Source organism: Aquisalinus flavus (assembly GCF_014640095.1).
Classification (GTDB): Bacteria; Pseudomonadota; Alphaproteobacteria; order Caulobacterales; family Parvularculaceae; genus Aquisalinus; species Aquisalinus flavus.
Window position 1 is genome coordinate 974,589 of record NZ_BMGH01000001.1, and the last position, 22,495, is coordinate 997,083.

22 protein-coding genes are annotated in these 22,495 nt (G+C 61.6%); 12 read left to right on the forward strand and 10 right to left on the reverse strand.

Annotated features, from left to right (window positions below; all coding sequences use genetic code 11):
• Positions 1–15 precede the first annotated feature (15 nt).
• The gene (locus IEV88_RS04385; protein ID WP_194420199.1) at positions 16–2,670 is read left to right on the forward strand and encodes a M14 family metallopeptidase; all 2,655 of its coding nucleotides are present in this window, start codon (positions 16–18) and stop codon (positions 2,668–2,670) included.
• A gap of 269 nt (positions 2,671–2,939) precedes the next feature.
• Here the strand turns inward: IEV88_RS04385 and IEV88_RS04390 are convergent, their stop codons facing one another.
• The 3 genes from IEV88_RS04390 to IEV88_RS04400 form a co-directional block, all read right to left on the reverse strand.
• Positions 2,940–3,689 carry an acyl carrier protein gene (locus tag IEV88_RS04390; protein WP_188160053.1) on the reverse strand — a complete coding sequence of 250 codons (750 nt, stop codon included), beginning with the start codon at positions 3,687–3,689 and terminating at the stop codon, positions 2,940–2,942.
• Positions 3,690–3,693: 4 nt separating this feature from the next.
• Entirely contained in the window at positions 3,694–4,644 is a 951-nt protein-coding gene (locus IEV88_RS04395; protein ID WP_188160054.1) for an alpha/beta hydrolase, read from the reverse strand.
• Between the two features lie 72 nt (positions 4,645–4,716).
• Positions 4,717–5,691 carry a hypothetical protein gene (locus IEV88_RS04400; RefSeq protein WP_188160055.1) on the reverse strand — a complete coding sequence of 325 codons (975 nt, stop codon included), beginning with the start codon at positions 5,689–5,691 and terminating at the stop codon, positions 4,717–4,719.
• 157 nt (positions 5,692–5,848) lie between these two features.
• Between IEV88_RS04400 and clpB the strand changes: the two genes are divergently transcribed.
• From clpB to IEV88_RS04415, 3 genes are all read left to right on the forward strand, one after another.
• Positions 5,849–8,500, forward strand: a complete 2,652-nt coding sequence (clpB, locus tag IEV88_RS04405; protein WP_188160056.1) for an ATP-dependent chaperone ClpB — start codon at positions 5,849–5,851, stop codon at positions 8,498–8,500.
• A 66-nt stretch (positions 8,501–8,566) separates the two neighbouring features.
• Complete coding sequence (locus IEV88_RS04410) at positions 8,567–8,773, forward strand: hypothetical protein (protein WP_188160057.1); 207 nt, start codon at positions 8,567–8,569, stop codon at positions 8,771–8,773.
• 67 nt (positions 8,774–8,840) lie between these two features.
• Positions 8,841–9,740 carry a DUF1206 domain-containing protein gene (locus IEV88_RS04415; RefSeq protein ID WP_188160058.1) on the forward strand — a complete coding sequence of 300 codons (900 nt, stop codon included), beginning with the start codon at positions 8,841–8,843 and terminating at the stop codon, positions 9,738–9,740.
• Here the strand turns inward: IEV88_RS04415 and IEV88_RS04420 are convergent.
• A complete protein-coding gene (locus tag IEV88_RS04420; protein ID WP_188160059.1) occupies positions 9,706–11,490 on the reverse strand; it encodes a M23 family metallopeptidase in 1,785 nt (594 codons plus the stop codon). The genes IEV88_RS04415 and IEV88_RS04420 overlap by 35 nt on opposite strands.
• A gap of 277 nt (positions 11,491–11,767) precedes the next feature.
• Between IEV88_RS04420 and IEV88_RS04425 the strand changes: the two genes are divergently transcribed.
• Both IEV88_RS04425 and IEV88_RS04430 read left to right on the forward strand, forming a co-directional pair.
• Positions 11,768–12,421, forward strand: a complete 654-nt coding sequence (locus tag IEV88_RS04425) for a histidine phosphotransferase family protein (protein WP_188160060.1) — start codon at positions 11,768–11,770, stop codon at positions 12,419–12,421.
• A 122-nt stretch (positions 12,422–12,543) separates the two neighbouring features.
• Positions 12,544–12,945 carry a response regulator gene (locus IEV88_RS04430; RefSeq protein ID WP_188160061.1) on the forward strand — a complete coding sequence of 134 codons (402 nt, stop codon included), beginning with the start codon at positions 12,544–12,546 and terminating at the stop codon, positions 12,943–12,945.
• 69 nt (positions 12,946–13,014) lie between these two features.
• Here the strand turns inward: IEV88_RS04430 and ctrA are convergent, their stop codons facing one another.
• Positions 13,015–13,710, reverse strand: coding sequence for a response regulator transcription factor CtrA (ctrA, locus tag IEV88_RS04435; protein ID WP_188160062.1), 696 nt, complete (start codon positions 13,708–13,710; stop codon positions 13,015–13,017).
• 257 nt (positions 13,711–13,967) lie between these two features.
• Here ctrA and IEV88_RS04440 point away from each other — a divergent pair, with 257 nt between their 5' ends.
• Positions 13,968–14,432: an acyl-CoA thioesterase gene (locus tag IEV88_RS04440; protein WP_188160063.1), complete on the forward strand. Its 465-nt coding sequence runs from the start codon at positions 13,968–13,970 to the stop codon at positions 14,430–14,432.
• A gap of 55 nt (positions 14,433–14,487) precedes the next feature.
• Here IEV88_RS04440 and IEV88_RS04445 read toward each other — a convergent pair whose 3' ends face one another.
• Positions 14,488–14,661 (reverse strand): DUF1328 domain-containing protein, encoded by a 174-nt coding sequence (locus tag IEV88_RS04445; RefSeq protein WP_188160064.1) that lies wholly within the window; start codon positions 14,659–14,661, stop codon positions 14,488–14,490.
• Positions 14,662–14,759: 98 nt separating this feature from the next.
• Between IEV88_RS04445 and IEV88_RS04450 the strand changes: the two genes are divergently transcribed.
• Entirely contained in the window at positions 14,760–15,245 is a 486-nt protein-coding gene (locus IEV88_RS04450) for a YajQ family cyclic di-GMP-binding protein (RefSeq protein WP_188160065.1), read from the forward strand.
• A gap of 3 nt (positions 15,246–15,248) precedes the next feature.
• On the opposite strand, the gene IEV88_RS04455 is transcribed toward IEV88_RS04450, so the two are convergent.
• Both IEV88_RS04455 and IEV88_RS04460 read right to left on the reverse strand, forming a co-directional pair.
• Positions 15,249–15,608, reverse strand: a complete 360-nt coding sequence (locus IEV88_RS04455; RefSeq protein ID WP_188160066.1) for a hypothetical protein — start codon at positions 15,606–15,608, stop codon at positions 15,249–15,251.
• A 100-nt stretch (positions 15,609–15,708) separates the two neighbouring features.
• Positions 15,709–16,077, reverse strand: a complete 369-nt coding sequence (locus tag IEV88_RS04460; RefSeq protein WP_188160067.1) for a DUF4345 family protein — start codon at positions 16,075–16,077, stop codon at positions 15,709–15,711.
• Between the two features lie 145 nt (positions 16,078–16,222).
• On the opposite strand from IEV88_RS04460, the gene yajC reads away from it, so the two are divergent.
• The 4 genes from yajC to IEV88_RS04480 are packed head-to-tail and all read left to right on the forward strand — an operon-like array spanning position 16,223 to position 20,117.
• Positions 16,223–16,567: a preprotein translocase subunit YajC gene (gene yajC, locus IEV88_RS04465; RefSeq protein WP_188160068.1), complete on the forward strand. Its 345-nt coding sequence runs from the start codon at positions 16,223–16,225 to the stop codon at positions 16,565–16,567.
• A gap of 57 nt (positions 16,568–16,624) precedes the next feature.
• Positions 16,625–18,238: a protein translocase subunit SecD gene (secD, locus tag IEV88_RS04470; protein ID WP_188160069.1), complete on the forward strand. Its 1,614-nt coding sequence runs from the start codon at positions 16,625–16,627 to the stop codon at positions 18,236–18,238.
• Positions 18,239–18,254: 16 nt separating this feature from the next.
• Positions 18,255–19,262, forward strand: coding sequence for a protein translocase subunit SecF (gene secF, locus IEV88_RS04475; protein WP_188160070.1), 1,008 nt, complete (start codon positions 18,255–18,257; stop codon positions 19,260–19,262).
• Positions 19,263–19,265: 3 nt separating this feature from the next.
• Positions 19,266–20,117 (forward strand): squalene/phytoene synthase family protein, encoded by an 852-nt coding sequence (locus tag IEV88_RS04480; protein ID WP_188160071.1) that lies wholly within the window; start codon positions 19,266–19,268, stop codon positions 20,115–20,117.
• A gap of 36 nt (positions 20,118–20,153) precedes the next feature.
• On the opposite strand, the gene IEV88_RS04485 is transcribed toward IEV88_RS04480, so the two are convergent.
• Positions 20,154–20,876, reverse strand: a complete 723-nt coding sequence (locus IEV88_RS04485) for an endonuclease III domain-containing protein (protein WP_188160072.1) — start codon at positions 20,874–20,876, stop codon at positions 20,154–20,156.
• Positions 20,877–20,944: 68 nt separating this feature from the next.
• Positions 20,945–22,378: a methylenetetrahydrofolate--tRNA-(uracil(54)-C(5))-methyltransferase (FADH(2)-oxidizing) TrmFO gene (gene trmFO, locus IEV88_RS04490; RefSeq protein ID WP_188160073.1), complete on the reverse strand. Its 1,434-nt coding sequence runs from the start codon at positions 22,376–22,378 to the stop codon at positions 20,945–20,947.
• Positions 22,379–22,495 lie beyond the last annotated feature (117 nt).

Below are 22,495 nucleotides of genomic sequence, written 5' to 3' on the forward strand. Positions count from 1 at the left end.
AGCTTGGAGTACCAGATGCATCTGATCAAATCTCTCATCGGCGCGGCCACTGCCACGACCCTTGCCGCGACCATTGCCACGACGGCTGCCGGCCAGACCTATCCATCCGCCGAGTACAGCGATGATATTCCGACACTGGAACAGGTGATCGGCCATGACCATGGCGAGGATCTTACCACGCCATCCGAGATCGTTGACTATTTTCAGGCACTGGAAGCCGCCGATCCGTCCCGGATGGAGGTTCGCTCCTATGGCGAGACCTGGCAGGGGCGGGATCTGACCTATGCGATCATCTCGTCGCCGGAGAACATGCACCGTCTCGACGAAATCCAGGCGGACCTGTCGACCCTGGCGTCAGGGCAGGCGCTTTCAGATGAACGACTGGCAGAGACACCTGCCGTCGTCTGGCTCTCCTATGGCGTCCATGGCGACGAGATCACGCCGCCGGACAGCGGCGTGTTCATGGCGTATCACCTGCTTGCAGCCGATAATGACGATCTGGTCGACACCATTCTTGCCAATACGATCGTCATCATCGACCCCGCCCAGAATCCGGACGGGCGGAACAGGTTCGTGCAGAGCTTTACCTCTGCTCTCGGGCTCGAGCCGCAAGGCGACCGCTATGCCGCGGAACATGACCAGCCATGGCCGCGCGGGCGCTATAATCACTACATGTTCGATCTCAACCGCGACTGGTTCGCCATGACGCAGCCGGAGACGCAGGGCAAGGTCGCGGCCGTGCTTGAGTGGCACCCTGTCGTCTATGTCGACAGCCACGAGATGAGCGGGGATTCGACCTATTTCTTCCCGCCCTCGGCTGATCCGTTCAATCCCAATATCACCGATGATCAGCGGGCGACGCAGGTCCGTCTCGGCCAGAGCATGGCGCGTTACTTCGACCGCTTCGGCGTGCCGTATTTCACCCGTGAAGTCTATGATGCCTTCTATCCCGGCTATGGCGATATGTGGCCGACCCTGAACGGGGCCGTTGCCATGACCTTCGAACAGGCATCGCCGCGCGGCCTTGTCTGGCAGCGGCGCGACGGGACCGAACTGACCTATGCCGAGGGTGTGCGGAACAATGTCCTTGCGTCACTGGCGACGCTGGAGACGGTGGCGCGCAACAAGAACGACTCCCTGCGCGACTACGGAGCCTATCGCCGGTCGGCGATCAGCGCGGCCCAAGGCGCGAGTGACCGCTATCATGTCCTCGACCTGTCGAGCGGCCGGTATGAGGCCGAGCGCCTTGCCCGGCGGCTGGTGGCACAGGGCATCGAGGTGCAGCGTGCGCCGGCAGGCAGCCGTCATTGCGGTCAGGCCTATGAGGATGGTGCGCTGATCGTCGATGGGGCGCAGCCGCAGGGCCGCCTGATCCGCACCTTGCTCAATCCCTCGACGAGCCTGCCGCCTGACTTCATCGAGGAACAGGAACGCCGCCGCGAGCGGGATCTCGGGCACGAGCTCTACGATGTCACGGCGTGGTCGCTGCCGCTGATGGATGGCATCGAGGCGCGCCAGTGCAGCCAGGTGGCGCTGGGATCTGCCACCATGATTTCGGCCGACGACCCGGTACCATCGATGACGGCATCGGGCGGGGCATACGGGCAGATCGTGCCGTGGAACGATAGCGGCCAGGCGCGCCTGGTGATTGCGGCGCTGCGGGCCGGCCTGCAGGGCAGGACGACCGACGAGCCATTCACCAAGAATGGTCGCGTTTACCCGGCCGGGAGCGTGGTATTTCCTGCGGCGGGCAATCCCGCCGACATGGCCGCGCAGTTGCGTGCCATGGCCGACAATATCGGTGCGGAACTGGTGCCGATGGAAGACAGCTGGGTCGAGGACGGCCCCAATTTCGGCAGTGCCGCCTTCGCCGTCCTGAAGGCGCCGCGCATCGCCATGGCGTGGGGCGAAGGGACGGATGCCACCTCCGCCGGCAACACCCGCTTCGTGCTCGAGCGCGATCTCGGCCTGCCGGTCACGCCGATCCGGGCATCGAGCCTCGCGCGGGCCGATCTGTCAGGCTACGACGTCCTGATCCTGCCCGACCAGTATGGCGGCCTTGCCGGCGAGATCGGGCGCGCCAATGCGATCAAGGATTTCGTCCGCGGCGGCGGGGTGCTCGTCGCCATCTCGGGCAGCGTCGGCATGCTGGCGAGCGAGGACTACGGACTATTGTCGACCAGGCTTGAATATGCCGCCACCCCCGAGGAGGAGAAGTGGAAGGAAGAAGACGAGGACGGCAGCCGTGCGCCGGGCACGATCCTGCAATCCGACGCCGACTATGAAGCGCAGATCAGAAGCTCCGAGGCGCGGCCCGAGGACGTGCCGGGCGTGCTCGTGCGCGCCGTCGCCAACACCGATCACTGGCTGGCGGCGGGCTATGACGGCGCCAACGTGCTGGTGACGGGCGCCGACATCTATCGCCCGCTGAACGATGGCGACGGCACCAATGTCTTCCGGTTCGCCAATGCAGATGACATGCTGCTCAGCGGCTATCTGTGGGAAGAGAACCGCGCGCAGCTGGCCTACAAGCCGTTCGTGATGGCGCAGCGCCAGGGCGACGGGCTGGTCATCGGCTTCACCCAGAGCCCGACGACCCGCGCCTATCTGAACGGGCTGAACCTGTTGCTGGCCAATGCCGTCGTGCTCGCTCCGGCGCGGGTGCGATAGGGGTTCCGACTTGCTTGGCCTCATCAGGGTAAGGAAGGCCTTGGTGATGACGTGATGACAACGGAGGCAGCATTGAAAGCACCGTCAGCTTTCGCTGCGGTGGTGAACCAGGTCGAGGGGCCCGATGTTCCGGCCAACCTCCCGCCCGGCGAACGCTTCTTCCCGAAACACCGCTGCGGCAGACGATGCGAAGCTGTGCACACCCTCTGATGCCGCCGGAAACCTGCTACGCCGGTTTGTCTGTCGGGGCAGGTTATAATCGGTCGCAATCAAGCGGCTCTAGGCAGCGAACACTCCAGCAGGTATGTGGAGCGAGTGATCTCGTCAGGACTGATGTCGATACTGCTATGATCGATGGCAATATCGACAATTACATCCCACACGGATTGATGATCAATCCTGCCGCCCATCTGGGCAAGCAGACCGAAATTTCGTTCCGCGACAGCGTTTGCCAAATCGCCAAGGGTATCTTGTTTGTAAAGGCCCTGATCCATCCAGCGTAGCGGCAGGGCAGCAAGAAAAAATCCAGTCATTGTGGCAATGACGTTTCGTGTGCCGATCCCTGTCAGGCCAAGCCATGGGATGATCAAAAAGGTGGCGATCATGAAAAGGACAGAGAGCTTCCCCGGCAGGGTCAGCGCCAGATCAGGCAGATCGAAGCCGGTCCGGTTCTTTAACAGCTTGAAAGTTGAGCGCGGATGATGCGTCGAAAGGTGAGCCAGCTTGGTTGTTGGTGTCATGGCTGGCGTATCGGGTCGAACGGGCATGGAGCGGCGCAACCGGTAAAAGGCCATCGAGGTGTGACACTTATTGCCGCCTCCCAGCACAGCCAGTTTTTCCGATACGGAATCATACAGGTCGCCGACAGTTATGATCTTTTCCGCTTCCTCGTTCAGGTAGGATATCCGGAAACATCTCTCGATAGCCTCGAGCAATTCGATGCCATCAAGGTCGTCATCCAGGCCAACGGTATTAGGTGCGTCGGCAACGGTTTCTTTTTTCGTTTTGTGTTCTGACATGCTGTTATTCCCCCCAGAACCATCTCAATACATCCGGCAGGATCGCGCCGCCATGCTGGTCCGAGTGGCCGCCTGTGCCCCATTCATGCTCGACGACATAACGCGGGCCGGTGTCGCCGGTTTCGTCGGCAAGACGGTTGGCATAGGTCAGGGCCGCCAGCATCTGCTGGTTGGCGAGGAACCAGTTGCCGTGCTCATTGTCGATGTCGTTGGCGCCGTCCTGCAGGAAGATCGTCAGTGGGCGGATGTCGTGCTTGCGGATCAGGGTGGGATAGATATTGCCGCCATGCTCCAGCGGGAGGTCGAGTTCCGGGCGATAGGCGATCGAGGTATAGCTGCCGATGAAGCTGATGATGTTGCCGAACTCTTCCGGCCTGTGCCAGCCGACGGTGAAGGCGGCGATGGCGCCGGAAGAGGTGCCGCCGATTAGGCGGCGGGCAGGATCGTCGCTGAAGGCGTAAGTCTCGGCAATGTGGGGCAGCAATTCTTCCGTCAGCATGCGGGCATAGTCGTCATCGAGCTGGTCATATTCCTGCCAGCGATGGTCGGGATTGCTCATGCCAAGATCGTCGGGATAGCTCTCGCTCAGATTGCCGGGGGTAACGAAGACGCCGAGGGTGGGCGGGATGTCACCGGCGGCGATGAGATTGTCGAGGACGGTCGGGATGCGCAGCGAGCCGTTCGGGTTGGTCGCGCGCTGGCCATCCTGGAAGACGAGCAGGTTCGGCGGCTCTGTCGCGTCATAGTCTGCGGGCACATGGACCCAGTAGCGGCGGACGGTGCCGGGAAAGATGTCGCTGTGGAATTCGAACGGGCCTGTCAGCTCACCTTGGGCGATGCCTTCCTGAACCAGTGAATCCGGCGTGAACGGATAGTCTTCCTGGGCGAAGACAGGGGCGCCAAAGGCGAGGGCGCCTGTAGCCAGTGCCCCCGCCAGTAAAGAGATGAGTTTCATGGGGTCCTCCCGCTCGGCGCTTTTGCGCCTGTTGTGTCAGGACGCTAGCACGTGAAGGGGATTGCGTGAATATCAGTTCGCCGTTGTCGCCGCGCTGCCTGCAATGACGGCCACCATGGCGGCTTGTTGCTGCAGGACCAGCTGATAGGCCTGAACCGCCATCAGGATCGGGGCGATCTTCGCCTGTGGCAGGCCGGAGGTGCGGAACCGTTCCGCCGTCACATAGTCGAGGGCGAGGAGGGCGCGATTGGTCGAGCCGAACTTCTCCTGCTTGAAGCGCTCGCGCATGGCCTGGACCGCATCGGCGAAATCATTCGGATCGGGATCGGTCAGATTAGCGAAGGCAAGGCCGGTGATGTTGGCCGGGGCGTCGGGTATCTTGCGGTCCTTCAGGGCGCCACGCAGGGCGGCGATCTGGCGGGCCGTTTCCGCAGGGTAGCCGGGTGAGAGGGTCGCCATCAGGGCGGCCTCCATGGTGTGACGGCCATGCAGGCCCTTTTCCTCTTCCATCGCGCCATACATCTGGTCAGCGGCGGAGGCCGCGTCGCTGCGATATTGCAGGGCGAGCGCCAGCGGCGGCAGGGTGCGGGCGCCGACATGCCACCAGCGGCGCCTGTTGAGATCGTCGAAGGCATTTTTCAGTGCATTGAGGAAGGGCAGTTGCTCGCTGCCGTCCGTGCCCAGATGGAGGATCAGGTGGGACGCCCCTTCATAGGGCGCGCCCCGGCGCAGGCCGACTTGCTTCCAGCGTTCGCGGCTGTCGGCGATGCTCTGTGTCAGAAGCAATGGATCGATGTTCTGGCGCAGCAGGACCGCAGCGATCGCGTAGCGCACGGGCTGGCGCAAGAGCTGCAATTTGCTGTGGTTCTGCTTGAGGATGTCCGCCGGCTCCCTCAGGCGTGCGGCGATTTCTTCGGGGGCGCCGTCGAGATCGAGGGCGGCGAGGGCGACGGCATCGCGCACCGGACCGGCGGAACGCCATTTCAGCACATCCTTGATGGCTGGCCGCAAGGCAAAGAATTTCTGCAGGCGTTGCTCGTCAATCATCCCGTTCCTCTTTTCCGTATATCGGGTGGGGGAGGCGCTTTTTCAAGCATGGCGATTCCTTGAACGGGGCGCTGGCAGACCCCATTTACAAGTCACACGGGTATTGCCGCTGACGGGATGCCCATTCCATATTGATGCTCACCATGAGGTCACAAGCATGAACTTCGAGAACTATACCGACCGCGCTCGCGGTCTCATCCAGGCTGCGCAGACCATCGCGCTGCGCGAGAGCCACCAGCAGATCACGCCGGAGCATATGCTCAAGGCGCTGATCGACGACCCGGAAGGGCTTGCTGGCAATCTCATTCGCAAGGCCGGCGGGCGCCCGGAAGAGGCGCTGAAGGCGGTCAATGACCGGGTCGACCGGTTGCCCAAGGTCGAGGGCGGTGGGGCGCAGCTGATCCTGTCGCAACCGCTGGCGAAAGCCTTCGCCAAGGCCGAGGAGATGGCGAAGAAGGCGGGCGACAGTTTCGTCACGACGGAGCGCATCCTGATGGCGCTCGGCCTCGAGGGCGAGACGGCGAAGATCCTGAAAAATGCCGGCGCCGACCCGCAGAAGGTCAATGTCGCGGTCAATGAGCTGCGCAAGGGCCGAACGGCGGACAATGCGTCTGCCGAGCAGTCCTATGATGCGCTGAAGAAATACGCCCGCGACCTGACCGAGGCGGCGCGTGACGGCAAGCTCGACCCGGTCATCGGCCGCGACGAGGAAATCCGCCGGGCGATGCAGGTGCTGTCGCGCCGTACCAAGAACAATCCCGTGCTGATCGGTGAGCCCGGTGTCGGCAAAACGGCAATCGCCGAGGGTCTTGCCCTCAGGATCGTCAATGGCGATGTGCCCGAAAGCCTGAAGGAGAAATCCCTGCTCGCGCTCGACATGGGCTCGCTCATCGCCGGTGCGAAATATCGCGGCGAGTTCGAGGAGCGGCTGAAGGCGGTGCTCAACGAGGTGACCTCGGCGGACGGCCAGATCATCCTGTTCATCGACGAGATGCACACGCTGGTCGGTGCCGGCAAGGCCGATGGCGCGATGGATGCGTCGAACCTGTTGAAACCGGCGCTCGCGCGTGGCGAGCTTCACTGCGTCGGTGCGACCACGCTCGATGAATACCGCAAATATGTCGAGAAGGACGCGGCGCTTGCCCGGCGCTTTCAGGCGGTGTTCGTTGACGAGCCGACGGTTGCCGATACGATCTCGATCCTCCGTGGCCTGAAGGAAAAATACGAGCTGCACCATGGCGTGCGCATCTCCGACACGGCGATCGTGGCGGCGGCGACCCTGTCGAACCGCTATATCACCGACCGTTTCCTGCCCGACAAGGCAATCGACCTCATCGACGAGGCATCCGCTCGCCTGCGCATGGAGGTCGATTCCAAGCCGGAGGAACTGGACGCGCTCGACCGCCAGATCATCCAGATGAAGATCGAACGCGAAGCCCTGAAGAAGGAAAGCGATACGGCTTCCAAGGACCGGCTGGAACGGCTGGAAAAGGAATTGTCCGACCTCGAACAGCACTCCGCCGAGTTGACGGCGCGCTGGTCTGCGGAAAAGCAGGCTCTGGCCTCGGCAACCCAGGTCAAGGAGGCGATCGACAAAGCCCGTCAGGAGCTGGTCGATGCTGAACGCCGGGGTGATCTCGGCAGGGCGTCGGAGCTGAAATACGGCACGATCCCGGAGCTTGAGAAAAAGCTGGAGGCCGCCGAACAGGCCGGTGAACGGGACAGTCTGGTTCAGGAAGTGGTGGATGCGGAGAATATTGCCGCCGTCGTGTCCAAATGGACCGGCGTGCCGGTGGACAAGATGCTGGAAGGCGAGCGCGAGAAGCTCCTGTCCATGGAACAGGCGCTGCATGGCCGGGTGATCGGCCAGGACGAGGCGGTCGGGGCGGTTTCCGCCGCTGTGCGCCGGGCGCGGGCGGGACTGCAGGACCCGAACCGGCCGATGGGCTCGTTCCTGTTCCTCGGGCCGACCGGCGTCGGCAAGACCGAACTGACCAAGGCGCTGGCAAGCTTCCTGTTCGATGACGACCAGGCAATTGCCCGCATAGACATGTCGGAGTTCATGGAAAAACACGCCGTCTCCCGCCTGATCGGCGCGCCTCCCGGTTATGTCGGCTACGAGGAAGGCGGCGTCTTGACCGAAACCGTCCGCAGGCGGCCTTATCAGGTCATCCTGTTCGACGAGATCGAGAAGGCGCATCCGGATGTGTTCAACGTGTTATTGCAGGTGCTGGATGATGGCCGCCTGACAGACGGGCAGGGGCGCACGGTGGATTTCCGCAATACGCTGATCATCCTGACGTCCAATCTGGGTTCGGAGTATCTTGCCGCCCAGCCGGAGGGTCAGGATTCGGGTGCCGTGCGCGACCATGTGATGAATGCTGTTCGGGCCGCGTTCAGGCCGGAATTCCTCAACCGGCTTGACGAGATCATCCTGTTCCACCGCCTGCAGCGGACCCAGATGGCGTCGATCGTCGACATCCAGATGGCGCGCCTGAAGACCCTGCTGGAGGATCGCAAGATCACGCTGGCGCTGGACGATGCCGCCCGGCAATGGCTCGGCGAGGCGGGCTATGACCCGGCTTTCGGGGCACGACCGCTGAAACGGGTGATCCAGAAAAAGGTCCAGGACCCGCTCGCAGAGATGATCCTGTCCGGTGAAGTCAAGGATGGCGACGCGCTACACTTGTCTGTCGACGTTAACGGGCTAACGCTGAACGGGCGGCCATTGCTCAGCCGGGAACTGCACGGGCTTGGGTCCGGCATACCAGGTCCGGACCAGCCACCAAGCGCGACCATGCTGAACTGACGCCGATAACGGGGCGGGTGGGCAACCATCCGCCCTTCGATTACAGTGACCGGAAAGGAGAGTGCGATGAGCGACAAGAAATGGCAGCCGGACAAGGAAGAAGCGATCCGCAATATCATCCGGGCGACGGTCGCGGCAAGCGGCGGTATCAAGCCGGAAGAGCTACCCCATCTCGTCCGTACACGGCTGGAAGGGCAGGTTTCCGGTGATGTCGATCTCGATTCCTATATTCAGTCCGTGCTCGATGACATGAAGAATGCCGGCAAGACCTAGATCGGCCGGATAAAGGCCATCTGGAACTTCCCCGTCCCGCATTTGTCTCCTGACAAAGCGAGACATTATGAAAATCCACAATCAGGTCCTCGGTTGGGCGATGCGCATCGGCTATGCCGCGCGAGGGCTGGTTTACCTGATCATCGGCGCCCTGGCAGCCTTTGCCGCCATCAATGGCGGCGAGGCCGAAGGCACTGGCGGTGCCCTGGCCTATCTGGCGCGCCAGCCTTTCGGCAAGTTCTTGCTGGCCACGGTTGCGGCGGGGCTGTTCACCTATGCCATCTGGCGGGCGCTCGATGCCTTGCTCGACCTCGAGGACGAGGGCAACGACCCCGCCGGAATCGGCAATCGCGTCGGTCAGTTCATGTCCGGCGCGACCCATGCCGTGCTCGGCTACACCGCACTGATGATCGTCATCGGCGTTTCGTCAGGGGGTGGCAATGGCGCAGAGGATTCCAGCGAGATGGTGATGAACTATCCGGGCGGCCGGCTGCTGGTTATCGGTGCCGGGCTGACGACCGGTGCCGTTGCGATCTATCTGGCGATCAAGTCATGCCGCTCGAACTGGAAAGACAAGATCCGCGATACAAAGCTGACCGAGATGCTGATGCCCTATGTCCGCTTCGGTCTGATGTCGCATGGTGTCGTCCTGCTGCTGATTGCCGGGATGCTGATCTGGGCGGGTGTCACGATCGATTCCGACAAGGCAGCGGGGCTGGAAGAGGCTCTGACGATACTGGAGCGGCAGGCCTTCGGCCGCATCATCCTGTTCGTGACGGGGATCGGCCTGATCGGCTTTTCAACCTATTGCTTTGTCTATGCCGGTTACAGGATTGTGCCGAAACTGGCGGGCCGCGATGAACGGCCTCTCTCCGCGGCCATGAACGGCAACGGCGAAGACGACCCGCAGGACGACCGCTCAAAAAGGGACTTCAGAGACCAGCAGCCTGCGCCGACGCCAGAGTGAGGGGGCGGGCCTTGGCGCGCATCGCCTCGATCCAGTCACGTTCGCTGGTGAAGGCTTCATGGTCGCTGCCATCGAGTTTGCGGCCATCGGCAACCTTGATGGTCATCGGATTGACCTGGCTGCCATTGTAGAGAACCTCGTAATGCAGGTGCGGACCGGTGGAACGGCCGGTCGAGCCGACATAGCCGATGATATCGCCCTGGCGGACCCGTGTGCCTGCCTTGATGCCCTTGGCAAAGCCGTTCAGGTGAGCATAGGCGGTCTCATAGCCCGACGAGTGCTTGATCTTGACGTAATTGCCGTAGCTGGAGAATGGCCCGGCGCGTTCGATCACGCCATCGCCGGCGGCCATGATCGGCGTGCCGGTGGACGCGCCAAAGTCGGTCCCCTTGTGGCCCTTCGTATAGCCGAGGACAGGATGCTTGCGCATGCCGAAGGAGGAGGTGATCCGGGCGCCCTCGATCGGCGTTTTCATCAGGAGCCGACGGGCGCTCTCGCCGGTGGCATCGAACCAGCTGATGTCATTGCCATCGTCGAAGCGGTAATAGCCGCGCTCGTCCTTGCCGCCGCGCCAGCTCATCCGGCCATACAGGACGTCGCCATAATCGACGACGCGGCCCTGGTCGTCATAGAAGACTTCATAGACGGCTTCGAACTCATCGCCATAATGGATCTCGCGCTGGAAATCGATGTCGTAGAGGAACATGTTCGACAGGCGGGCGGCGATGGCATGAGGCATGCCTTCGCGCGCGGCGCTGGCAAACAGGCTGTCGGTGATCGTGCCGGATACGGTGGCGTAGCGCTTCTGCGTACGCGGCAGGATGGTGCGGGCCGTGAACTGGGCAGCGGCGTCGCGCTGGACTTCGATCCGGCGGTCATTGCTGACCTGCACCGTGAGCGAGCGAAGGGCCTTGCCCGGCGCCAGTTCCGGCTGGCCGATATAGGCGGCTTCCTGATACACGGTCAGTTGCGGATCGATGAGCGAAACGTCGATCTGTGTGCCGGGGCGCAGCGACCGTACATCCGTTTCCTGCGACAGGGCGTTGATGGCGGCGGCCTGATCGGCCGGGCGGACCTGCAATCGCGTCAGAGCCTCGGACAAGCTTTCGCCGCTTCTGAGGCGGACGATGTTGCCTGTTGCCGGTGTGTCTGGCAGGGGAGCCTCCCGCTCTGACGCGGTGAAGATCGGTGTCGCGCCGCCGGTGAAGTCATTCGCGTGGGCAAAGCCGAGGCGGATATTGTCAGCCAGCCATGTCGCGTTCATGTCGATGGGGGTCGGCACGATCCGTTTGGTGCCTGTCGCCGTAACACTGGCCATCCTTGGCGGTTGCTCCGGTTTGAGCCGTGGCACGACCGGCAGGCTGGCGGCTGCGACTGCCATGATATCCTGTATGATCGGTGCCGCAGCAGCCGTGATCGAGGTTGCTTCTTGCGCCGGATCGACGCTGTCGGGTGCGGCGCGGGAGGACTTGCCGGAGAGAATGTCGCTGACACTGCGGGAAATCACCGTGATACCGGTGGGTTGCGGCTCGTTTGCAGATGCTGCGGGCGCCTGACCGTTCTGGAAATTCTGACCGGCCTGAAAATTCTGTGCTGCTTGGAAGGTTGAGGAGATGTCCGGCGTAGAAACGGAGGGAGAGGAGGGGCGCGCCGCGCCAGCCTGTTTAAGGTCGGTCCGCAGGAAGCCCATACTAACGAAACACAAGGCAATCACGAAAAATGCCAGCGCAAACCCGGCCAGCCACACCATTCCGTCTTCGTCTTGAACCTTGCCGTTCGTCGCCACAAAGCGAGAATCAGATTTTTCTACCACCAATTACCTACCCATGAGGAACCAAGTTACGCGTTCCCCCCCACATGCAACAGATGGACCATACAGTCCCCGGCCCTCTGATACATTCTCACAGTCTGCAAACCAGAGCGCAGCCTGTCAATTAAATGTCCGTTAACGGGGGAACTTTTCGATCCCGAATGCCCAAAACGCCAGAATCAACTCACAAGAGACCGCATTAACAAGGACAATCATCATGAGTATTGCTACCGACCCTCTCGCTCTTGCCTCGCTTCTCTCGTCCAGGCTGTGTCATGACCTGATCAATCCGGTCGGCGCGATGGGTACGGGGCTGGAAGTGATGGAGACCGAGGATGACCCGGTGATGCAGGCCGAGGCGCGCAAACTCATCAAGCTGTCGGCGGACAAGTCGATCGCGATGCTGGGCTTCGCCCGGTTGGCTTTCGGCGCCGGTAGTGCCTATGGCGCCGAAATCGACCTCGACGACGGCAAGCGGGTGATGCTTCCGGTGTTCGATTTCATCAAACCCGATCTCGACTGGCAATTGCCGGGCGGCCATGTGCCGAAGGACTTCGTCAAGGCTGTGCTGAACATCACCCTGATGATGGCTGATTGCGTACCGCGGGCCGGCAGCAAGGTCACCGTCAGCGGTCATGTCGGCGAAGTCGTCATCCGTGCAACCGGCCCTAAGGCCAAGCTGAAGCCGGAACTTCTGGCGGCCTTCGCTGCAGAAGAAGAGGGTCTGGAGCCGAAGACGACGCCGGCCTATCTGGCGGGGCTGATTGCCGATGCCACCGGCGGCAAGATCCGCGGGCAGGCGGTGTCTGAAGAAGAGGTCGTCTTGCTGGCGACCTTCCCGGCCTGGGAAGTGCGCGACGCGGCGGAATAACCGGCGGCGGGAGACGCTTTCAGCGTCCCGGTCGTTCAACTTCTAAAGGCCCGGTTAACAGCTTCTTCAATCCGCTTGCGTTATTGCTGACTCCCGTACGAAACCGCATGGGAGAGTGCCCGGTGAAGACCTGCCTGATCGTCGAAGATTCAGAGACCGTTCGTCACATCCTGACCCAGCTTGTCGAGGCAGCCGGCTATCACACCCTGCAGGCAGCCAACGCCGCCGAAGCGCTGGATGTTACGAGTGCCGCCAGGCCGGAAATTGTCTTCCTCGATTGGGATCTGCCGGGACTCGAGGCGCTCGATTATCTGCGCGGCGCTGCCGAAGCCGGCTTGCCGGATGCACCCCATATCGTCCTGTGCGCAATGGAAAACGATGCTCAGCAATTCGCGCTGGCAAAATCGGCCGGCGCGCGGTTCCACATGATCAAGCCCTATGACAAACGCGATGTCCGCAGTGTTCTCGGCCTGATCGAGCAGCAGGAAAAGCTCGACCTGGACGACATGCGCCTGATGGCCTGAGGTTTGCCGTGTCGGAATAGAAAAAAGCCCGGCCTTGAGCCGGGCTTTCTGATGGTTGCGAGCGGGAAATCAGGCAGCGCCGACTTCGCTGGCCGGGTCGCGCAGCACATAGCCACGGCCCCAGACGGTCTCGATGTAATGTTCGCCATTGGTGGCGAGGGCGAGCTTCTTGCGCAGCTTGCAGATGAAGACGTCGATGATCTTCAGTTCCGGCTCGTCCATGCCGCCATAAAGATGGTTGAGGAACATCTCCTTGGTCAGGGTCGTGCCCTTGCGCAGGGAGAGAAGCTCCAGCATCTGGTATTCCTTGCCGGTCAGATGCACGCGCTGGCCGCCGACATCGACAGTCTTGGCGTCGAGATTTACGGTGAGCGAGCCGGTCGTGATGACCGACTGGGCGTGCCCCTTGGACCGGCGTACAATAGCATGGATGCGGGCGACAAGCTCGTCCTTGTGGAACGGCTTGGTCATGTAGTCGTCGGCGCCGAAGCCAAGGCCACGCACCTTGTTCTCGGTGTCACCGAGGCCCGTCAGGATGAGGATCGGGGTGTTGACCTTCGAGACGCGCAGTTTCTTGAGCACGTCGAAACCGGTCATGTCAGGCAGGTTCAGGTCAAGGAGGATGATGTCGTAATCATACAGCTTGCCAAGATCGACGCCTTCTTCACCCAGGTCGGTGGTGTAGACATTAAATCCGTCGGACTTCAGCATCAGCTCGATGCTTTGAGCTGTCGCCCCGTCATCTTCAATCAGCAATACGCGCATTGCCACATCTCCTGGTTTTTCACCGAGGCGTCTTCCCCTTGAAGCCACCCTGTTATGGTTACCGAAAGCTAGGTTAGCGATAATTTACTTTCGTAAATGTTAACGCCGTTAGCTTTTGCCTTCTTATTGCCACAGAAATTTAAGGTGCGCGTAACACGCCTTAATCGCTGACTGTTGAAATTACTGGTCTTTTCGTCCCGGGCTTTACCATAGTCCGAAAAATCAGAGTTAGGCTGATTCATGGAGTTTCACGACAGATGAATGACGACATTAAAAACCGGCACGATTTCTGGCGCGGACCGGTGCAGCATGCCATCGAGCTGACAGCCGAGGAAAAACATATCGACATGTTCGGCCATGTGAACAATGCGTGGTATATCGCCTGGGCGATGGAATGTGCCTGGGCGCATTCGGATGCGCTGGGCCTCGATTTTGCCGCCTATGAACGCATCGGCGTCGGCTGCGTCGTGCGTCATCACGACTATACCTATTATGCATCGGCTGTTGCTGGCGATCGCGTCGCCATCGGCACCTGGATTGCGCGCAATGATGGACGGATGCGGATGATCAGGGCGATCGAGATGCGCCGGATGAATGATGGCACACTGCTGGTGGCGGGAGAGACGGAATTCGTCGCCGTGAGTATTGCCACGGGAAAGCCGGCGAGAATGCCTGCCGAGTATGCCCGTCTATATGCGCCGCCGGAAGAGCTCACTTCATGAAAAAAAAGGGGCTGACCGGTTGGTCAGCCCCTCTCGGTGCAAGTGCAGGTCTTGGCTAGATTGGCGGGCGACCGCGGACCGCAGATGCGACGGCGGATACGACCAGCAGGACGAGAAAGACGATAAACAGGATCTGTGCGATCCCGGCAGCGGCGCCGGCAATGCCGGAGAAGCCGAAAAATGCGGCGATGATCGCCAAGATGAAGAAAGTAAGAGCCCATCCCAACATGGGAACCTCCGTGATTTGCTATACAAAGAAAAAACACTGTAAGAGGGTGGCGGTTCCTGATGATCGCAGATGTATCATACGTATGAGGAGTGAGACCCATGCCGTCCTTTGATGTCGTTTCCGAAGCCAATTTGTCCGAAGTCGACAACGCGATTGGCAATATCACGCGGGAAATCAGCACAAGGTATGATTTCAAGGGGTCGAAATCCACTGTCGAACACGACGACGGGGTCATCACCATTCATGCCGATGACGATCTGAAGCTGAAACAGGTCAAGGAGATCCTGCAGGGCAATCTGCAGAAACGCGGCATCGAGCCGGGCCAGCTGGACTACCAGAAGGTCGAGCAGGCCGCCGGTCAGTCCGTGCGCCAGAAGGTGCTGGTCAAGCAGGGTCTGGACAAGGAACTGGCCAAGCAGCTGGTCAAGGATATCAAGGCCAGCAAGATGAAGGTGCAGGTCGCGATCCAGGGCGAGGAACTGCGCGTCACAGGAAAGAAGCGCGACGATCTGCAGGAGGTCATCGCCTTTCTCAAAGGCCTCGGCATCGAGCAGCCGCTGCAATACAAGAATTTTCGCGACTAGATTTCAGTAAGGATAGGCATTGGTCGGCTCCTGCGGCTTGCCCGTATGCAGGAACCGGCGGACGTGATAGCCGAAATAGATCAGCCCCATCAGCCCGAGATAGCGGATGATGTAATAGGCGGCATCGTCCGGCACGCGCAAGATTGTCGCGATGACGGAATCGAACACGATGTCGTTGCCGGCGCCGGCAAAGCTCATGGCGAGGAACGGCCAGACACGGTCGAGCACGAAGGCAAAAATGGTCACCCGCCATGCCGGGAAACGGCGCGAGGCAAGCAGGGAAAAAAGCAGGCCGATCCACAGGGCGCGCGTGAGGTCGCTGCCCGAAAAACCGATACTGAAAAGATACGCCAGATCCTGCATAGCCTCATCATCCGGTCCGTGTGAGGAAAGACCGGTCCAACCTCAATCCTTGGACGGCTGGCTGTTAAGGTGAGGTAAACGAATTGGCTTATGCCCGGGTTCAGGCCCCGGCGAACAGGCCTGCCCAGATCAGGAAGGCGGCGAAGGTGACCTCGACTGCAAAGAAGATCCAGGTGGTCTGCGAGCCTGCCCTGTCGGCAATGATCGCCGTGATCCGTCCGACACCGGCACCTGCATAGGCAATGCCGACCATGGCGGTCGCCATGCCGCCCCAGATCATCGCCGCCACGGCAATGGCGATAAACAGGGCCCCTGACGCGCCGCGCACTTCGGACAGGCCGTCAGTATGCCCGCCAACGGTCTGCAGCTTCAGCATTTCCATGGTCTTTCGCGGTTGCAGCCAGCCGATGACGCCGAAAAAGGCAGTGGCGATCAACATGGCATAGGTAATGACGGTGACGAAAATCATGGGCTGTGGCTCCGTGGCGTTGGCGTTTTCTGCTCATATAGGCCGGACATGGCAAAACGGCACGTTGCATCGCTGCCACCAATCGTTATATATCGCCGGACTTCATTCAGTTTCAGGCAGATATGCTGCCTTCAGGAGACCTTTCATGACGCTCACGACCGCCGCTGCAGTGATGTTTCAAGCCGCCGATCCGGCCTCCGGCCCCGGCCTTCTCGCCAATATCCTGCCCTTCCTGCTGATCATCGTCGTTTTTTACTTCCTGCTGATCCGTCCGCAACAACAGCAGCGCAAGAAGCACCAGGAAATGGTCGCGTCCGTGCGCCGTGGCGATACGGTGGTGACGGCCGGCGGCATTATCGGCAAGGTGACCAAGGTCGTTGAAGGCACGGACGAGGTCATGGTCGAGCTCGCTGACGGCGTTCAGGTCAAGGTGATCAAGGCGACGCTGTCCGACGTGCGCTCCAAGACCGAGCCGGCCGAAAAACAATAACACCCGGCTGCCGGGTGTATTGGCATCCGGCTGGCCCGAGGGCAGGGAACCTCAATCATGCTTCAGTTCAACCGTTGGCAGACCACTTTCATGCTGCTGATCGTTCTGGCCGGTGCCTATTTCACCGTGCCGAACTTCTTTGCCCAGGATGAGACGCCGCCGGGTTTCATGGAAACCCGCATTACCCTCGGTCTCGATCTCCAGGGCGGCAGCTATCTGCTGCTCGAGGTCGACACCCAGAAGGTGCTGGACGACAGGTTGAACAATCTTCTCGGCGACATCCGGTCCGAACTGCGCGGCGGCGCTGCCGCCGGCGGTGACCGCATCACCTTTTCCGGCCCGAACCGTGAGGGCGACACCATCATCGTCGACATTCGCGACGAGGCTCAGGTTGACGAAGCGCTGGACCGCCTGCGCCGTCTTTCAACGCCGCTTGGCGGGCCGCTCGGCGGCGGATTCGGGCGCAATCTCTCCGTCGAGCGGGATGGCGCGTCGATCACCCTGGAGTTGACCCAGGAGGCACGGGAATTCTATGCATCCGCCGCCGTGGAGGATTCCATGGAAGTCGTCCGCCGACGGATCGATGCCCTCGGTACGCGCGAGCCCATGATCATGAAGCAGGGCGACAACCGCCTCGTCGTTCAAGTACCGGGGGACAATGATTCCGAGGCGCTGAAGGACGTGATCAACCGCACCGGCCAGCTCTCCTTCCACATGGTCGATCCGACTGTCTCGCTGGCAGACGCCCAGAACGGCCTGCTGCCGCCGCGCCGGATCATGCTGCCGACAGAAGACGATCCGTCGCCTTTCCTGGTGCTGGAGGAAACGCCGGTCATCACCGGTGACATGGTGCAGACCGCCTCTGCCGGACCGGACCAGGATTCAGCCGGGTCCTTCCAGATCAACTTCTCGTTCGATTCCCGCGGCGCCCGCCGGTTTGCCGAGACGACCCGCCAGAATGTCGGCGAGCGGTTCGCCATCGTGCTTGACGACCGGATCATTTCCGCTCCGAACATCATTTCGCCGATCATCGGCGGGTCCGGCCGCATCACCGGCAATTTTTCCGCGCAGGAATCCAATGACCTTGCCGTGCTGATCCGCTCCGGTGCCTTGCCCGCACCGCTGCAGACGATCGAGCAGCGCACGGTTGGCGCGGGGCTTGGCGCTGACTCCGTCAAGGCCGGTGCCGAAGCACTTATCCTCGGCTTCATCCTCGTCGTCATCTATATGGGCGTCTATTACGGCCGTTTCGGTATCTATGCCGACATTGCGCTGATCGCCAACGTCCTGATGATCGCCGGGGCGCTGTCGTTGCTGGGCTCGACTTTGACCCTGCCGGGTATCGCCGGTATCGTGCTGACCATCGGCATGGCAGTCGACGCCAACGTGCTGATCTTCGAGCGGATCAGGGAAGAGGTTGCTGCCGGCAAGAAGGCCGTGCAGGCGGTCGAAGCCGGCTATTCCAAGGCGCTCAGCGCCATCATCGATGCCAACATCACGACCTTCATTGCTGCGGCAGTAATGTTCTATCTCGGCTCGGGTCCGGTGCGCGGCTTCTCCGTCACGCTGGCGATCGGTGTCGTCACATCGGTTTTCTCCGCCTACTTCCTGACGCGGTTGATGGCCGGGCGCCATGTGCTCGCCAACCGCAACAAGCAACTCAGCCTTTAGAATCGGAAAGACCGTCATGGGCCTGAAACTGATCCCCGATAACACCCACGTCCCGTTCATGAATGTGCGCATGGCGGCCTTCGGCGTCTCGCTGCTGGGCATCATCGCCTCGGTCGTTGCGTTTTTCGTGATCGGCCTCAATTTCGGCATCGACTTCCGTGGCGGGTCCGTCATCGAGGTCGGTCCGGCGCCGGGTGAGAGCTTCACCATCGAGAACCTGACACAGGTGCGCAACGCCACCGGCGAGCTGGGGCTCGGCAGTGTCGATGCCCAGGAAATCGGCGCCATTGGCGGCGGCGAGGACGGCATCGTCGTCACCATCGAATTGCAGACGAGTACCGAGGACTTCGCCCAACGCTGTCTCGACAATGCGCCTCAGGGCATCGCCGGTGACGAGGCGGAGGTCGCAAACCAGATCGCGACGGCCTGCGTCAAGGGCGTTCTGATCGAGGAACTGGGCAGCGATATCGAAGAGCGCCGCATCGATGTGGTGGGGCCGACGGTCTCCGGTGAGCTTGTGCAGGCCGGTACCCGTGCCGTAATCATCGCTGTCGCGCTGATGCTGATCTACATCTGGTTGCGGTTCAAATGGCAGTTTTCTGTCGGCGCCATCGTCGCCCTGGTGCATGACGTGATCCTGACCATCGGCATGTTCTCGATCACCCAGCTCGATTTCGACCTGTCGATCATTGCCGCGCTGCTGACCATCGTCGGCTATTCGATGAATGACACGGTCGTCGTCTATGACCGCGTGCGCGAGAATTTGCGCAAGTTCAAGAAGAAGCCGCTGACCGAAGTGCTTGACCTGTCGATCAATGACACGCTGTCGCGCACGATCATCACCTCCGGTACGACCTTACTCGCGCTGATCGCCCTGTTCGTGTTCGGCGGGGCGGTGCTGCGCGGTTTCACGGCGGCAATGATCTGGGGTATCCTCATCGGTACCTATTCGTCCATCTTCATCGCCTCGCCGATCCTGCAATTGACCGGCGTCGACCGGGACTGGTCGAAGGCCGAAAGCTGATCCGTGGCGGGGCCGGAAGAGCGCTATACGGACAATATCGCCTATTGCCGCGATGAAGCCGCAAGGGCGTCTCCCGACCTGGTGCTGTCAGCCCAGTTCGCGCCGGCGGCTGACCGCGACCGGCTGATGGCGCTCTATGCCTTTGCCGCCGAAATCCATCGCATTCCCGCAACGGTCTCCGAACCGCCGCTCGGGGCGATCCGCCAGCAATGGTGGCGCGAGGCGCTGGCGGAGGTTTTCGCCGGCGGCGCGGTTCGGGTGCATCCGGTGGCCGAGGCACTTGCTGTCGCTCTGTCCGATGGCAGACATTGCGGGGTGCGGGCCCTGATGGAAGAGGCGATCGACGGGATCGGCTGGTTTCTCGATGGCGAGGCTTATGCAAGCCCTGAAGATGCAGCCGCGAAAGCATCGGCGAGCCATGGCAGTATCGCGCTGGCCGCGGCGGTACTACTGGCCGGGGAGGATATTCCGGCAAAGGATCAACTCGTCATCCGTCATCTTGAAGCTGTCGCCGCCATTGCGCGGCAGATGGGACCGCAGGGCGCCGGGGACCGCAGCAGGAACGAGGGCGGGCCGATCGCGACGATGAGCGAAAGGCTGGCGTCGTATTGCGAGGACGAGCGTCAGGGCGACGCGATGCGGGCCTGGCTGACCGACGAATATTGCGGGAACCGTAAGGGCACCAAGCGCCTGCCGCCGAGCCTGATGCCGGCAATCGCCCATGCGGCGCTGATACCGTCCCATCTCAAGGCCGCAGAGAAACTCCACAGGGACCGTATGCTGACCGTCTCCCGCTTCGCGGATTTTGGCCGCAAGGTCAGGGTCACCAGGGCCATTCTGACTGGTACGGTCTGATACTCAGGCCGGGCTGATGATCAGGCCGGTTTCACCTCAGCTCTGGGCAGCGCCGGGAAAGGTCAGGATCGTGGCAGTACTGTTTGCTGCCGTCGGGCACAGATCGCTGAGCGGGCAATGCTTGCAGTCCGGCTTGCCGCGATGGCAGACCTTGTCGGCGAGCCGCGTCAGCCCCTGATAGAGCCGGTTCAGTTCAGCTGCTTTCCAGTCCGCCGGCATCCTCTCCATGATGTGACGGTCGAGCGCCGAAATCGGCGTGCCCTCCGGCGCGAGCCGCAGGCGCCGGACCGGCCTGGCGCTGTCCTGGTCGACCGTGGCGACAGTTTTGCGCAGGGTTGAAAAGCTAAGGGTTGCCGCAGCGATGGTGGCATCGACACCGGGCAGGGCGCAGAGCCATGTCATCGCTTCATCCGAATTCCACTGCTCGAGAAAACCGAGATCAAGCTCCCCGCGCTTTGTCTCTATTGCCTGCAGCAGCCGGGGCAGGGTCGTGGCCTTGTCCGTCACCCGTTCGACACCGCGCAGCACGGGCAGCAGAACATCTGGATCAGCATCGCGCAGATCGCCCCAATTGCGGAAACGCTGGCGCAGCCGCTGGAACACGGCAAGGGCAACCGCTGTCGGGGTGCCGCCGACCAGCACCATGAAGACAAGCTGGGACAGCGGCTCGGCATTGGGCCTTGCCGGGCTCGGCCATGCCCTCGACAGCCGGTCGAGAATGTCCGGCAGGCGCTTGTCGCGGGCGAAGGTGAGACTCATTTGCATGGTCCCAATATGAGAACATTACGCGAACACGTCAAGTGTTCTTTTTATGTTCCTGCACCAGGCTATTCTGCAGCCGCTTGCGTGGTGCCGAGCCAGGTATCGACATCGGCAAGGGCCCGGGCACACAGGGCGCGCTTGCGAGCGAAACCCTTTTCCTTGCCCTTGATGCGGCTGCCATCGGCATCCTGCTTCGGTGTCTCGATAAAGGGGAACAGGCCGAAATTGACGTTCATCGGCTGGAACGCGCCCTTGGAGCCGGCGCCGTCGGACAGGTGCCCGCCGGTGATGTGCCGGTGCAGCGCACCGAGAGCGGATGTTTCCGGCGGCAGTGCCGCCGTCACGTCGCGGCCGAGCGCCTGAAGGGCGGCGAAACGCCCGGCGAGCATGCCGGTGGCGGCGCTTTCGAGATAGCCCTCGACACCGGTGATCTGCCCGGCAAAGCGCAGATGGTCGGCCTTTTTCATGCGGAAGGTTTCGTCGAGCAGCTTGGGCGAGTTGATGAAGGTGTTGCGGTGAATGCCGCCGAGACGGGCGAATTCCGCGTCTTCCAGCCCGGGGATGCAGTTGAAGACATCCTTCTGGGCGCCGTATTTCAGCTTCGTCTGGAAACCGACCATGTTGTAGAGCGTGCCCAGCGCATTGTCCTGGCGCAGCTGGATGACGGCATGGGGCCGCTTGCCGGTGCGCGGATCGGTCAGGCCGACGGGCTTCATCGGGCCGAAGCGCAGGGTCTCGCGGCCGCGTTCGGCCATCACCTCGACCGGCAGGCAGCCCTCGAAATAGGGGGTGTTCTTCTCCCACTCCTTGAACTCGGTCTTCTCGCCCTCGATCAGCGCGTCGATGAAGCGCTCATATTCCTCTTCCGTGAACGGAAGATTGATATAGTCGGCGCCGTCGCCGCCGGGACCTTTCTTGTCGTAGCGCGACTGGAACCAGGCCGTGTCGAAATTGATCGAGTCCTTGTAGATGATCGGCGCGATGGCATCGAAGAAGGCGAGTTCCTCCTCGCCGGTGACCGCATGAACAGCCTGTGCCAGCGCCATGGAGGTGAGGGGGCCGGTGGCGATGATGACATTCTCCCATTCAGCCGGCGGCAGGCCGGTGACTTCCTCGCGCAGGATCCCGATTAGCGGATGAGCCTCGATCTCCTTCGTCACGGCAGCCGAGAAATGGTCGCGGTCGACGGCGAGGGCGCCGCCGGAGGGCACCTGGTTGGCATCGGCCGAGCGCAGGATCAGCGAGCCGCAACGGCGCATTTCCTCATGCAGCAGGCCGACGGCATTCTGGGTCGCGTCATCGGAGCGGAAGGAATTGGAGCAGACAAGCTCGGCGAGACCGTCGGTCGAATGAGCTTCGGTTTTCTTCACCGGGCGCATCTCGTGGATCGTGACTTTGGCTGTTTCCGATGTATGGCCGGCCTCGCGCAGCATTTCCGCCGCCTGCCACGCCGCCTCTGAACCGGCGAGACCGCCGCCTATGATGTGGATCTGTTTCATGAGCGCTGATGTAGGCCAGTCGGGCCCGCATGTGAACAGGGCAAACATCAAAATCAAGCCATGAGACCGAGCGATGCGCCTGAAGCAACACGGAACGAGATTGGCTTCACGGCCCCC